We start from the raw sequence: 13,558 nt of genomic DNA, 5'->3' as shown, positions 1-13,558 counted from the left end.
GCTTGGCGGTTGACCCGTTGCCCTTCCGGAGGCCGCCATGACCGATTCCGCCCAGACCCCTGACGTCCCCCTGCTCGACGCCGTGCAGGCCCGCCTGCTGGGCTGCCTGGTGGAGAAGGAGGCGACCACCCCGGACACCTACCCGCTGACGGTCAACGCCGCCCAATCGGCGGCCAACCAGAAGACCGCGCGCGAGCCGGTGATGAACGTGGACGCTGGCAGCGTGCAGCACGCGCTGCGCCAGCTGGAGGCGTTGGGCCTGGCCCGCCAGCACTTCTCCTCGCGCGCCGATCGCTACGAACACCGCCTGCAGGCCGCGCTGGACCTGACCCGGCAGCAGACCGTGCTGCTGGCGCTGCTGCTGCTGCGTGGGCCGCAGACCCTGGGCGAACTGATCACGCGCAGCGAGCGCCTGTACCGCTTCGCCGACGCCGACGAAGCCCGCCACGCCATCGAGCGCCTGCAGCAGCGCGCGCTGCTGGTGGTGCTGCCGCGTGCCAGTGGGCAGCGCGAAGACCGCTACATGCACCTGCTGTGCGGTGAAGTGGATGGCGCGGCGCTGGCGGCGAAGTACGCCGGCAGCAGCGGCAGCAGCGATGCGGCCGAACCGGGCCTGGCCGAGCGCGTGGCCCAGCTGGAAGCGGCCGTGGCCGAACTGCAGGCACAGCTGGCCGAACTGCGCGTCTGAAGCAATCTACTGGGGTCGGATCCCGCAAGGCGGGCTCTGACCCCAGTGCTATCCCGGGTTGCCGGCCAGCGGCCGGCACTACCGGATGTCCTGCCGATGCGGTGCCGACCAACGGTCGGCACCCACCATGATCAAACCTCGGCCGCGCCCGGCGTGGCATACAGCCGGCTCGGGCTGTCCACGCCCGGCAGCTGGATCACCCCGCGTTCCTGCATGCCCAGGCCCAGCAGGATCTTTCCGGACACCACGTTGTCCAGGTCGGTGATGCCATACAGATCGTGCAGGCCCAGCGCTCCGCGTGCATGCGCGAACACCGCCCGCGCCGCCTCGCCGGCATAGCCCTGCCCGGCAAATTCCGAAAGCACCGCATAGCCGATATCCGGCCCCGGCAGGCCATCACGCCGCACCAGCCCGGCGTTGCCCAGCCAGGCACCATCGGACAAGCGCTCGATGGCATACATGCCGAACCCGTTCAACGCATAGCTGTGCAGTACCCGCAGCGCGATGTACTCCCGCGCCTGCGCCTCACTGCGCACATCACGGTCGCCGATGAAGCGCAGGAAACCCGGATCGTTCAACAGCGCCAGCATCGGCTCCGCATCGCGATCAGGTTCGATCGCACGCAGGCGCAGGCGTTCACTTTCAATCGGATGCACGCGCAGACCTCCAATGGAAAAACCGATTGTAGAGCCGTGAGCTGGGATCGGATCCCTTCCCATCGGGAAGCGGTCCGGCCCCGGTCAATCGAACAACGCCTCGATCGCCGCCAACCCGGCACTCGCCCGCTCCTTCTTCCGCGCCGCATCGGCCACCGGGTCCGCACCATCGCGCTGGATCTCCTCGGCCGGGATCTCATCGAAGAACCGGCTCGGCTTCAGCCGCACGTGCTCGCCAAACTTGCGCGTGAGCTTGCTGTAACTCATCCACAGCTGGATCTTGGCGCGGGTGATGCCCACGTACAGCAGGCGACGTTCTTCCTGCAGGTTGCCCTCGTCCAGGCTGACCTGGTGCGGCAGCACGCCGTCCTCGCAGCCGACGATGAACACGTACGGGAACTCCAGGCCCTTGGAGGCATGCATGGTCATCATGCGCACCTGGTTGCCGCCCTCGTCCTTGTCGCTGCGCGACAGCAGCGCCAGCTGTCCGGCCAGGTCGGCCGCAGTGGCACCGCGCGGGCCGCCCTCGAACCACTGCGCCAGTTCCTCGATGTTGTTGGCACGGCGCTGGTAACTGGCTTCTTCCTTGGCCTGCTGGCGAAGTTCGCTGAGCAGGCCGGACTCCTTGGCCACCTTGCGGATCATGTCGCCGGAACTGACCTGGCGCATCTGCGCACGCAGGTCGCGCAGGATGTCGGTGAAACGCGCCAGGCTGTTGGCCGCACGCGGCGGCAACTGCTGCAGGGCGCCGATCGCCTCGGCGGCCTGCGCCATCGGCATGTCTTTCTCCTGCGCCAGTTCGGCCAGCCTGGCCAGCGTGCCGGCACCGACATCGCGCTTGGGTGACTGCACCGCACGCATGAACGCGGTGTCGTCGTCCGGGTTCACCAGCAGGCGCAGCCAGGCCAGCGTGTCCTTCACTTCCTGGCGCTCCAGGAACATGGTGCCGCCGGTCAGGTGATAGGGAATGCGCAGTAGCTGCATCGCCTTTTCCAGCGGGCGCGACTGGAAGTTGCCGCGGAACAGGATGCAGAAGTCACTCCACGGCACGTTGCGCGATTGCGCCACGAAGGCGATCTCGGCGGCGACCTTCTCCGCTTCATGTTCGCTGTTGCGGCATTCCCAAACACGGATGCGTTCGCCGTCGGCCTGGTCGCTCCACAGCTTCTTCAGGTGCTCATGCGGGTTGTTGGCGATCAGCGCATTGGCCGCACGCAGCACGCGGTTGGAGCAGCGGTAGTTCTGCTCCAGCTTGATGATTTCCAGCGCGGGGTAATCACGCCCCATCTGCTGCAGGTTTTCCGGGTTGGCGCCGCGCCAGGCGTAGATCGACTGGTCATCGTCGCCCACGCAGGTGAAATTGCCCTTCTCGCCGGCCAGCTGCTTGAGCAGGCGGTACTGTGCGTCGTTGGTGTCCTGGCATTCGTCCACCAGCAGGTAGCCGATGCGTTCGCGCCAGGCCAGCGCGATCTCCGGGTTCTCTTCCAGGATCTGCACCGGCAGGCGGATCAGGTCGTCGAAGTCGACCGCATTGAACGCGGTCAGCCGCAGCTGGTAGCGCTCGTAGACGCTGGCCGCTTCCTTCTCGCGGTTGCTGCGCGCGGCGGCCATCGCCTGTTCGGGCGACAGGCCAGCGTTCTTCGCGCGCGACACCAGGTTCTTCATGTCCTCGATGTCATCGGGCTTGGCGCCGTACATCAGGTCCTTGATCTGCGCGGCGGCATCATCGGCATCGAAGATCGAGAAACCGCGCTTCAGGCCCACGGCGGCATGTTCGATCTGCAGGAACTTCAGGCCCAGCGCATGGAAGGTACAGATGGTCACCTCGTCGGCGTCCTGCTCGCGCAGGCGCTTGGCCACGCGCTCGCGCATTTCCTTGGCCGACTTGTTGGTGAAGGTGATCGCGGCGATGCGGCGGGCCGGGTAGCGGCCACAGCCGATCAGGTGGGCAATCTTCTCCACGATCACGCGCGTCTTGCCGCTGCCGGCGCCGGCGAGCACCAGCAACGGGCCTTCGACGTGCAGGACCGCGGCAGCTTGGGGAGGATTCAGACCGTGCATGGGGACAGGATTGTAGCGGGGTGCCGGCAGGCCCACCTGACTTGCATGGCGCCCGCCCGTAAGGTATTGAATCGGCACCGGAACACAGGAGCGTGGTCCATGTCCCCGACTGTCATCGCCCGTCCGCTTGCGGCCGCCCTGCTCGGCCTGCTGGCCCAGCCTGCGGCCGGGTCCGGCCCGCCGCCGCGCACGGATGCCTATGAAGCGATCGTGCTGCAGTCGCACGAGTTCCTCGTCTACCATCCGGACCTGCGCTTCCGTGGGCTCGGCATGCAGGCCCGCGAACGGGGCCGCCACGAAGAAGCCCGCATCGACTTCCGCAATGCCGCGCGCTACGGCGACAAGCTGTCACAGGCAGCGCTGGCCGACATGCTCTGGAACGGGCAAGGCGGCCCGGCTGACCGCGCCCTGGGCTACGCGTGGATGGACCTGGCGGCCGAGCGCGGCACCGAGTGGCTGGTGGTGCAGCGCGAACGCTTCTGGGAGGCGCTGTCCGCCGACGAACGCGAGCGCGCGGTGCGCGAGGGCCGCGCGCTGTACGCCGAGTTCGGTGACCCCGCCGCCACACCGCGGCTGGAACGCGAACTGCGCGCCGGCAGCATGCAGCAGACCGGCAGCCGCGCCGGCTGGAGCGGCGCCATGCGCAGCCAGGGCCGCGGCGATGCCGGGCCGCGCGTGCTGCAACCGGAGAAGCACCAGCTGGCCCGTTACTGGGATCCGGTGGCCTACCGGCAATGGCAGGACGAGGCGTTGGCGAAGTCGGGGCGATGACGTTGGTTTTTTTCCATGGCCATGGCCAGGAGGGCCATCATGAAGGCGAAACACGCTCCACTCTGCCTGTTGCTGCTTCTGTCGACGGCCGCTGCCGTCGCCGCAAAGGAATGTCCGGTTGAGGCCCCGCGACGGATTCCGCCCACCGTCCTGACCGGAGGGTTTTTCGATTCGCACCCGGACCTCTTCTGGCGAAGCATGGCCCAACGGGCCGAACAGGATAAACAGCCCGCCAGGGCCCTGGTCTACTACAAACGCTCGGCACGCTACGCCGACAAGTTCTCCCAGGCAATGGTGGCAAGGCTGTACCAGGAGGGTATCGGCACTGCGCCGGACCCGGTGATGGCCTACATCTGGATGGACCTGGCCGCCGAGCGCATGTACCACGACTTCCTGGTCCTGCGGGAACACTACTGGGCACGCCTTGATCCGCTGCAGCAGGCACAGGCGATCGAGCGCGGCCAACAGGTATACGCCGACTATGGCGACCGCGTAGCCAAGCCCCGCATGGAACGGGCGCTCAGCGACGGGCGCCGGCAGATCACCGGCAGCCGCGTCGGCTACGTGAGCTCGGCCCTGGTCGTCGTGCAGCGCCGCGGCGACGAGCAGGGCATCGCAACGCCAGGCAACATCGTCTACGACAACGACTACTGGAAGGCCGCCGACTACTGGTGCCTGCAGGACAACTACTGGCGGCCAGCGCTTGCGCCCAGCATCGAGATCGGTGCGCCGCAGCAGATCCGCGACGGCGGGCCGGGGGGCGACTAGAATTGCCCGATGGCCAAGCTCTACTTCTACTACTCGGCGATGAACGCCGGCAAGACCACCACTCTGCTGCAGAGCGCACACAACTACCGCGAGCGCGGCATGCGGGTGGCGATCCTGACCCCGCGCCTGGACGACCGCGCCGGCGCCGGCGTGGTCGCCTCGCGGATCGGCCTGCGCGCCGATGGCATGGCCTTCGACCGCGATACCGACCTGCAGCGCTGGGTGGAGCAGGATCTGGCGACGAACGGGCCGATGGGCTGCGTGCTGGTGGACGAGGCGCAGTTCCTGACCCGGGCCCAGGTCTGGCAGCTCAGCGAGGTAGTCGACCAGCTGCGAATTCCGGTGCTGTGCTACGGCCTGCGTACCGACTTCCGCGGCGAGCTGTTCGAAGGCAGCCAGTACCTGCTGGCCTGGGCCGACGAGATGCAGGAGATCAAGACCATCTGCCACAGCGGCAAGAAGGCGACCATGACCGTGCGCGTGGACGAGCATGGCCACGCCGTGCAGGATGGCCCGCAGGTGGAGATCGGTGGCAACGACCGCTACGTGTCGGTCAGCCGTGCGGAGTTCAAGAAGATCACCCGCGGCGAAGGGCGGATCGACCCGGCGCAGGCGCCGCTGCCGCTGTAAGGGGTGTTCTTTTGCAGGGCTTGCAGCCCTGCACCTGCAGAGACAACAGCAACGGCAACAGCGGGCATTCCGTGGGATGGCGGGGCGGTGTCGGAGTGCGGGGACGCTGCAAGTACGTCCCTGTAAGCTTGTCAGCCGCATCCATGCGGCTGACACCCCGCACTCCGACACCGCCCCACCTCTGACAGTTGGCCGCGGCTGTTGGTAGGTGTCGACCTTGGTCGACACATCTGTCAGATATCGAAATTCATCTATCGAAATTCATCTGGGGTCAGAGCCCGTTGCGCAGCAACGGGATCCGACCCCGTGCTCGGACAGATCGCGGCGATCTGTCGAAGGCGGGGTGGGTCCGGTGGCGGGAGTGTTCGCGGCATGGATGCCGCGACCAAGCCCCCAGGGACGGGTTTACGGCGTCTCCCGCCACCGGACCCACCCCGCCTACCCTCAGGAAACCAGCTTCTGCTTCGGCTGTTGCTGTTGCTCTGGCCTCTGCAGGTGCAGGGCTGCAAGCCCTGCAAACCCAACCCCCTCTTAGTACAGCGTGCGCTCCGGCGCACCCGCCGGCGGCGGGGTGTACTGGTACAGCCAGGTTTCCGTAAGCGTCTTGCCGCCACTGCGCAGGAACAGGCGGATGTCGATCTGCTCGGTACTGCCTTCCGGGGGCACCAGGTCGAACATCGCGCGATAGCCGTTGATCTCGCGCAGCGGGCGCGCCGACACGATCTCGACCCGGCCACGGCTGGCTTCCACCACCGCCTCGACCTCACCCTTGTCGATCAGGCTGGCCAGCTCGCCCCCTTCGAAGTCCACCGCGAAGCGCCAGCTGAAGTACTCGCGCTTCTTGCCGACCACACCGCCCAGGCCGGTGCGGCTGGCCACGCAGTGCGCCAGCGGCGGGCGCGCCGGCGGTTCGGCGCCCCAGTACAGGCGGTAGCCGACCAGCAGCTCCTGGCCCGGCTGCGGCTTATCCTTCGGGTTCCAGAACGCCACGATGTTGTCGAACGTCTCGTCCACGGTGGGAATCTCCACCAGCTGCACCGAGCCCTCGCCCCATTCGCCCTTCGGCTCCACCCACAGGCACGGGCGCTTCTCGTAGAACACGCCGTCGTCCTGGTAATGGTCGAAATTGCGGTCGCGCTGCAGCAGGCCGAAGCCGCGCGGGTTGCGGTCCACGAACATGTTGAAGCGCAGGTTGCGCGGGTTCAGCAGCGGCCGCCAGATCCATTCGCCAGCGCCGGTCCACAGCGACAGGCCATCGGTATCGTGGATCTCCGGGCGCCAGTCCCATGCCATGCGGCGGTCGTTCTCGCCCACCTGGTACATGCTGGTGCACGGTGCGATGCCGAGCCGCTCGATCGGCTTGCGCGGGTACAGCGCGCTGTCGATGTCCATCAGCAGCACGTCGCCATTGGTGATCGCGAAGCGATAGGCGCCAGCCACGCTGGGTGAATCCAGCAGGCCGTAGACCACGATCGTGTCCGAATCAGCCGATGGCTGTTCCAGGTAGTAGGCGATGAAATCCGGGAATTCCTCCGGCTTGCCCATCCCGGTGTCGATCGCCAGGCCGCGCGCGGACTGGCCGTACTGGCCTTCCTTGCCTACCGCGCGGAAGTAGCTGGCGCCGAGGAAGGCGGCGAAGTCGCGGTCAGTGTCCTTGCGGGTGTTCAGGCGGAAGCCGGCGAAGCCGAGGTCGGCCGGCAGCTCGCCATCCTTGATGCCGCTCTTGCCGTAGTTGAACGCCGCGCCGTCATAGGCCAGCTCCTGCGCCTTGCCGTCGACCACGTCGAACATGCGCACCGGCGAATGGAAGTACAGGCCCAGGTGGAAGAACTTGGCCTGGAACTTGCCGGGCTGGTCGGCCCACAGCGCATGGTCCTGGCGGTAGCCGATCGACTGGTACTGGTCCCAGTCCAGTCCTTCCAGACGGCCCGGCAGCACCCGCTTGTGGCTCTTGTAGGGCGCCTGCGCCAGCGCGCGCGCCTGGCCCTTCAGGGTGGCGAAGTCGAACGGTTGCGGCTGGCCGAGGCGGCGCAGGCCCATCTGGCCGCTCCTGCTGGCCGCGCACGCGGGCAGGGACGGCAGGCCGAATGCAGCCAGGGCGAGGGAGGCATTGCGGATGAAGTCGCGTCGTTGCATGCAGGCGCGTCAGGCACAGGGAGGAAGGTCGGCCATCATAGGCAGACAAACGTTAACGGGCAGCGGAGACGCGCCCTGCCCGTTCAGCTGCCGCTGGCAGCGGCTCAGCGCTGGCAGTGGCTGCACCAGACGCTGGCGCGCTGGCCGATGGTGGCGTGCTTCAGCGCGCGGCCACAGTTCGGGCAGGGCAGCCCGTCACGGCCGTACACCAGCAGTTCCTGTTCGAAGTAGCCCGGCGCGCCATCGGGGCTGATGAAATCGCGCAGGGTGGTGCCGCCACGGGTGATGGCATAGCCCAGGATCTCCTTCACCGCGTCGGCCAGCCGCTGGTAGCGTTCGCGCGAGATCTTCCCAGCCTCGCGCAGCGGACTGATGCCGGCCTTGAACAGGCTCTCGGCGGCGTAGATGTTGCCCACGCCCACCACCACCGCCTGGTCCATCAGGAAGGTCTTCACCGGCGCACTGCGGCCACGGCTGCGCGCAAACAGGTAGTCGCCGTCGAATCCCTCGTCCAGTGGCTCCGGGCCCAGCCCCTGCAGCAGCGGGTGGATCTCACCGGCGGGCTGCCAGAGCAGGCTGCCGAATCGGCGCGGGTCGTTGAAGCGCAGCAGGCGGCCGTTGTCCAGACTGATATCCACATGGTCGTGGGCGCGCAGCGGTGTGTCACCGGGCAGCACGCGCAGGCTGCCGGACATGCCCAGGTGCAGCACCGCGCTGCCGATGGCGGTATCCAGCAGCAGGTACTTGGCGCGCCGGCGGATGTCCTCGATGCGCTGCCCCGGCAGCAGCTCGGCCACTTCCGGTGGAATCGGCCAGCGCAGGTCGGCGCGGCGCAGGATCACGCCATGCACGCGGCGGCCCTGCAGGTGCGGCGCCAGGCCGCGGCGGGTGGTTTCGACTTCGGGCAGTTCAGGCATGCAGGGATTCTATCCCCGCTCTGCGGCCGGCACCTGGCCGTCGATGCCGGGGAATGATCCCCGGCATCGACCGGTGTCAGGCGCCCTGGCCGGCGCGCACAGGCTCCGCCGGAACCGGTGCCGCAGCGGCGGGACGGTCCGGGAACAGCGACGGCAGCGTTTCCACGAACCGGGCCAGGCACTGGTCGCTGTAGCGCTCGGCCGTCTGCTTGACCAACGCATAGTCGTCGGCCTGCCAGGCTTCCAGGGGTGCGGCCACCGGTGCGTCGACCTGGCACTGCACGCCTTCGCCACCGACCAGGCGCAACAGCTTGCGGGTATACGGGAAGCCGACGTGCTGGGTCTGGCGCAGCTCGTACTGGGTATCGGCATCGCCCAGTTCCTTGTAGATCAGGGTGAAGCCATCGGCGGTGATCTGCACCGGCCGTACCTCTGCCGGCACGGCGCCCGGATGCGCGGTGAAGTACTCGGCCAGGCGCATGCGCACCTGGTCCTGCAGGTAACCGAAGGCCGGGTTCGGAACGGTCTCCACCCGGGTTCCCTTCAGCTGGTCCTTCTTGAACGAGCTGCCGCCGAGCGTGCCGGAAAACAATGACACGGCAACCTGCGCGGCCACCAGCTTGCCGGTGGTGGAACGCTGCACCAGGCGCAGCGTCTTGTCGCCGACTGGCTGGCCATCCGCGCCCATCTGCAGCTTTACGCTCACCGGCACCCGGCTTTCCCAGGCAGGCAGCTCCGCCACGGCGGCGACAACGCCAGCATCAGCGGCGGGAACGTCTGCAGCCGTCGCCGTGTCGGACGGGGCGGTCGGGGGTGGCTCATTGGCCAGCACAGGCGAGGCGATGACGAGGCTGCCGAGCAGCGCGGCCGCCAGCAGGGGTGGGTTCGATTTCATGGGGGATCCTTGGGTCGTGTCGGGCCAGTGCAGGCGATTCCGTTCGGCATCGATCATCGCAATGGCACCGCACTCCCTTCCATGTCCTTCCCCCTACCGCGATCCATCGCGGTCGACATGCCAGATCGCCTTACCCGTGCGGATCGACCGGTACCCGGGATCGCGTCGAACCCACCATCGGCAGCACGCCGGGAATCTTTAGCGCGGAGGCGCCGCCAGTTCGCGCGCATCCAGGAAACCATCACCGTTGGCATCCTGCTTGTGGAAGCGCTGCACGATCACCTGCCGCTGCTGCTCGCGGCTGATCGCCCTGCCCTTGCCACCGGGCAGCTCCTCGGCCGTCAGCACACCATCACCGTTGCGGTCCATGCGGTCGAAGGCATACAGCATCCACTGCACGTACTCGGCCTCGCTGACCCTGCCGTCGCCATCGCTGTCCATCCGCTGCAGATAGCTGGCGGTGTCGGTGACCTGGGCCAGCGCCGCGCCCGGCAGCAGCGCCGCCAGCAGAAGCCCGTACCCTGCCCTCACGCGCCCACCAGGCTGTAGCCCTTCAAGCGTGCGGCGTAGGCCTGCAACGCCGCGATACCGCTTTCCTCGGCCTCGCGGCACCACGCCTGCAACTGGTGCAGGCGCTCGGCGGCGTCGTGGCCTCGGGCTTCCAGCAACGCCGCCAGCCGCGCGCGGTACTCGACCAGGGTGCGGATGCGCGGGCGCTGTGCCACCCATGCGCTGAGCTGGGCACGGCTGTCCGGCTTCAGCCAGCGACCATCGTTGACCAGTCCACGGCGCAGCCGGCGCGGCAGCAGGCGGCGCAGCTTGGCTCCGGCCTGGGCGGCTTCCTCGCGCAGGGCCGGCATGAACACATTGCGCTGGTAGTCGGTCATCGCCTGGAAGCGGTGCGACAGCAGCGCCTTCAGGGTCTCGGCATCGGGCACGGCGATGTTCGGACGCACGTCCATGGCCGGTGCCACCCGCAGCACCTTGGCCAGGCGCAGCGCCTGCAGCAGGCGGATCGCACTCCAGCCGATGTCGAATTCCCAGCGCCGCATCGCGAAGCGCGCCGAGCTGGGGAAGGCATGGTGGTTGTTGTGCAGCTCCTCGCCACCGATCCAGAACCCCCACGGCGTGAGATTGGTGGAGGTATCGGCAGACTCGTAGTTGCGGTAGCCCCACCAGTGGCCCAGGCCGTTGACCACGCCGGCCGCCCAGAACGGGATCCATGCCATCTGGATCGCCCACAGGGCCACGCCGGGCAGGCCGAACAGCACGCTGTTGATCACCAGCAGCAGCACCGGGCCCAGCGTGGCGTGCGGGGTATACAGGTGGCGCTCGATCGCATCGTCCGGGGTACCGCGCCCGTACTGTTCGATGTCCGCGCGCATGCCGCGTGCCTCCCGGTACAGCTCCACGCCGTGCCAGAACACCCTGCCGATGCCGCGGGTGACCGGGCTGTGCGGGTCGTCCTCGGTCTCCACCTTGGCGTGGTGCTTGCGATGGATGGCCACCCACTCGCGGGTGATCATCGAGGTGGTCAGCCACAGCCAGAAACGGAACACGTGGGCCAGCGCCGGGTGGAAATCGACCCCGCGATGGGCCTGGCTGCGGTGCAGGTACAGGGTCACCGAGAAGATGGTGATCTGGGTGAAGACCAGCAGCACTGCCAGCATGGCCCACCACCCCAGGCCGAGCACACCACCGGTCAACAGGGACATCAGGGCATCAGGCATGACGGCTCTCCGGATCGACGCGGGGATGGCAGACATGATGGCCGCTTGCGTTGCAAACTGCATCCCTGCGGCGATGTATCGCATCGCCATCCGTGGCACCGTTCACAGTTGGGGACCTGAGTTGTCGAGCCTTGATCCACGCGCCAGCGCCATGACCGCCGCCCCGCCCGTCGCGGAGCTGCCCCCCTTGATCGAACTGGACCGCGCCACCGTGGTGCGCGGCCAGGTGAAGGTGCTGCACGGGCTCAGCCTGCGCATCGCGCAGGGCCAGCACACCGCCCTGCTCGGCCCCAACGGCTGCGGCAAATCCACCTTCATCAAGCTGATCACCCGCGAACTGTATCCACTGGCGCAGGGCGACGGCACGGTGGCGGTGAAGGTGCTGGGCCAGAACCGCTGGCAGGTGGACCGGCTGCGCTCGCAGCTGGGCATCGTCACCGGCGACCTCAGCAGCAACCTGGCCGACATGCCCGGCCTGACCGTGGAACAGGCGGTGCTGTCCGGCTTCTTCGCCAGCTACGTGGTGCCGGCCTTCCGCGAGGTGACCGCCGACATGCGTGCACGCGTCGGTGAAACGCTGGCGATGACCGGCGCCCTGACGCTGCGCGAGCGCGCCTATGCCGAGCTGTCGGCCGGCGAGACCCGCCGCGTGCTGATCGCCCGCGCGCTGGTCAATCGACCGCAGGCACTGCTGCTGGACGAACCCTCCACCGGGCTGGACCTGGTCGCCCGCGAGCAGCTGGTGGCGACCATGCGGGTGCTGGCGCAGCAGGGCATCACCCTGGTGCTGGTGACCCACCACATCGAAGAGATCATTCCCGAGATCGAGCGCGTGGTGCTGCTGCGCGATGGTCGCGTACTGGCCGACGGCACCCGCGCCGAGCTGCTGCGCAACGAACCGCTGTCGGCGGTGTTCGGCGGCGCGATCACCGTATGCGAGCAGGAAGGCCGGCTGACCGCGTACGCGGGGTGATCGACATGCCACTGCAGAGCCGAGCCGATGCTCGGCTGCTCCTGATCACGACAAACAGCAGCCGGGCATCGGCTCGGCTCTACAGGATGCAATGCAGCGGGCCGGATATCCCGGCCCGCCACCGCCGTGCTCAGAACCGCAACGCCAGCGCGCGCGACTCGATCGGTGCCATCCGGCTCTGGTCCTGCAGCTGCAGGTCGCGCAGTTCGTACGGCGCACCGAAACCGGCCGGCAATGCGGCCTGGTCGAACGGCAGCACCAGCTGGCCTGCACCGGGGCCATCGAACCACGCCGCCGCATGTGCCTGCGCGACCGGCTTCAACTGGCCATCGCGGGCCGTGGCGTACAGCGTGCCGCGTGCTTCGTAGCGGCCAGCGGCGGCCACCTGCAGCGGCAGTGCCACCTGGCGGCTGGACGGGTCCGGTGCCGCCTGGCCACTGAAGCGCGCGGTCGGCCGTGCCACCGCGAAAGCCACCTTGCCGTCGCGCAGCACGCCATCGGCCTGGGCGAACACCTGCAGTTCCCACAGCCCCTGCACGCTGCCGAGATCGGCGGGGATGCGCACCTGCGCGCGCAGGCTGCCGTCGGTGGTGCGCAGCAGGCGCTGCGGCCAGCTGCGGCCATCCGGTGCGACCAGCAGGGCTTCACCGCCCAGGCCGCCACGGCGCGATGCCAGCTGCGCGGTGGTGGCGCCGTCTTCCAGCAGGCGTGCCTGCAGCTGCACGTTGCCACCAGCCAGCACCTGCGCCTGGTTGGCCTGCACTTCCAGCCGCAGCGGGCTGTTCGGCTCAAGCACCTGCACCACATAGCGGCCCTGCGCCTGCGTGCTCTGCAGCGTGTACGCACCGGCCGAACTGGTCGCGCCGGTGCGCAGCATGCTGCTGCCATCACTCACCGGCATGCCGGCATCCTGCAGCGCGCGCGCATCGACACTGCGGGCCACGCTGCTGCGGCCGGCCGGGTCGCGCACCTGCAGGGTGTTGGCCGGCAGCGCGCGGGCACCTGCGGCCGGGCTCAGCTGTATCACCGCATCGGGCGCCGTCAGCGGCAGGTCCAGGCCGCGTTGCAGCTGCGTGCCATCGACCTGCTGCCAGTAGCTGCGGCTGACCGAGGCATACGGCGTGGCCGCCTGCAGCGGTTGTGCCGGGTCCAGCGCCCAGGCAAAGGACAGCGGCGCGTGCTCGCTTTCATCGGCGGGCAGCGGCGCGGCCACCAGTGCGGCAGGCACCTGATCGCCCGCGCGGGCGGCCTGCAGCGGCTGCGCGGCCTGCGCTGCGGAAAGGGACAGCACGGCCAGCAAAGCACTGGCCAGCAGGGTGGAATGGTTCGTCAT

Annotated in this window: 13 protein-coding genes; 5 read left to right on the top strand and 8 right to left on the bottom strand. The window is 68.4% G+C overall.

Annotated features, from left to right (window positions below):
* Positions 1–37: 37 nt before the first annotated feature.
* Positions 38–688, top strand: coding sequence for a DUF480 domain-containing protein (locus tag AC5QAB_RS16120; protein ID WP_197561590.1), 651 nt, complete (start codon positions 38–40; stop codon positions 686–688).
* Positions 689–819: 131 nt separating this feature from the next.
* On the opposite strand, the gene AC5QAB_RS16115 is transcribed toward AC5QAB_RS16120, so the two are convergent.
* Both AC5QAB_RS16115 and AC5QAB_RS16110 read right to left on the bottom strand, forming a co-directional pair.
* A complete protein-coding gene (locus AC5QAB_RS16115) occupies positions 820–1,344 on the bottom strand; it encodes a GNAT family N-acetyltransferase (RefSeq protein ID WP_111205507.1) in 525 nt (174 codons plus the stop codon).
* Between the two features lie 84 nt (positions 1,345–1,428).
* A complete protein-coding gene (locus tag AC5QAB_RS16110) occupies positions 1,429–3,405 on the bottom strand; it encodes a UvrD-helicase domain-containing protein (protein ID WP_053496055.1) in 1,977 nt (658 codons plus the stop codon).
* A 99-nt stretch (positions 3,406–3,504) separates the two neighbouring features.
* Between AC5QAB_RS16110 and AC5QAB_RS16105 the strand changes: the two genes are divergently transcribed.
* From AC5QAB_RS16105 to AC5QAB_RS16095, 3 genes are all read left to right on the top strand, one after another.
* The gene (locus AC5QAB_RS16105; RefSeq protein WP_197562168.1) at positions 3,505–4,176 is read left to right on the top strand and encodes an SEL1-like repeat protein; all 672 of its coding nucleotides are present in this window, start codon (positions 3,505–3,507) and stop codon (positions 4,174–4,176) included.
* A gap of 198 nt (positions 4,177–4,374) precedes the next feature.
* Positions 4,375–4,944, top strand: a complete 570-nt coding sequence (locus AC5QAB_RS16100; protein WP_014645442.1) for an SEL1-like repeat protein — start codon at positions 4,375–4,377, stop codon at positions 4,942–4,944.
* Between the two features lie 9 nt (positions 4,945–4,953).
* Positions 4,954–5,574 (top strand): thymidine kinase, encoded by a 621-nt coding sequence (locus AC5QAB_RS16095; RefSeq protein WP_024958734.1) that lies wholly within the window; start codon positions 4,954–4,956, stop codon positions 5,572–5,574.
* 531 nt (positions 5,575–6,105) lie between these two features.
* Here AC5QAB_RS16095 and AC5QAB_RS16090 read toward each other — a convergent pair.
* From AC5QAB_RS16090 to AC5QAB_RS16070, 5 genes are all read right to left on the bottom strand, one after another.
* Positions 6,106–7,710 (bottom strand): OpgD/OpgG family glucan biosynthesis protein, encoded by a 1,605-nt coding sequence (locus AC5QAB_RS16090; protein WP_046427647.1) that lies wholly within the window; start codon positions 7,708–7,710, stop codon positions 6,106–6,108.
* A gap of 104 nt (positions 7,711–7,814) precedes the next feature.
* On the bottom strand, positions 7,815–8,627 hold the full coding sequence (mutM, locus tag AC5QAB_RS16085; RefSeq protein WP_014645439.1) for a bifunctional DNA-formamidopyrimidine glycosylase/DNA-(apurinic or apyrimidinic site) lyase: 813 nt from the start codon (positions 8,625–8,627) through the stop codon (positions 7,815–7,817).
* 76 nt (positions 8,628–8,703) lie between these two features.
* Complete coding sequence (locus AC5QAB_RS16080; protein WP_197561774.1) at positions 8,704–9,522, bottom strand: hypothetical protein; 819 nt, start codon at positions 9,520–9,522, stop codon at positions 8,704–8,706.
* 198 nt (positions 9,523–9,720) lie between these two features.
* Positions 9,721–10,053 (bottom strand): EF-hand domain-containing protein, encoded by a 333-nt coding sequence (locus tag AC5QAB_RS16075; protein ID WP_014645437.1) that lies wholly within the window; start codon positions 10,051–10,053, stop codon positions 9,721–9,723.
* A complete protein-coding gene (locus AC5QAB_RS16070; RefSeq protein WP_014645436.1) occupies positions 10,050–11,252 on the bottom strand; it encodes a DesA family fatty acid desaturase in 1,203 nt (400 codons plus the stop codon). Before AC5QAB_RS16070 ends, AC5QAB_RS16075 begins: the two co-directional genes overlap by 4 nt.
* A gap of 151 nt (positions 11,253–11,403) precedes the next feature.
* Between AC5QAB_RS16070 and AC5QAB_RS16065 the strand changes: the two genes are divergently transcribed.
* Positions 11,404–12,225, top strand: coding sequence for an ABC transporter ATP-binding protein (locus tag AC5QAB_RS16065; RefSeq protein WP_032962356.1), 822 nt, complete (start codon positions 11,404–11,406; stop codon positions 12,223–12,225).
* Positions 12,226–12,355: 130 nt separating this feature from the next.
* On the opposite strand, the gene AC5QAB_RS16060 is transcribed toward AC5QAB_RS16065, so the two are convergent.
* Positions 12,356–13,558: a DUF4785 domain-containing protein gene (locus tag AC5QAB_RS16060; protein ID WP_046427650.1), complete on the bottom strand. Its 1,203-nt coding sequence runs from the start codon at positions 13,556–13,558 to the stop codon at positions 12,356–12,358.

The organism is Stenotrophomonas sp. YJH_SMC_127 (assembly GCF_059372445.1).
This window is presented reverse-complemented; position numbering and strand designations above follow the sequence as displayed.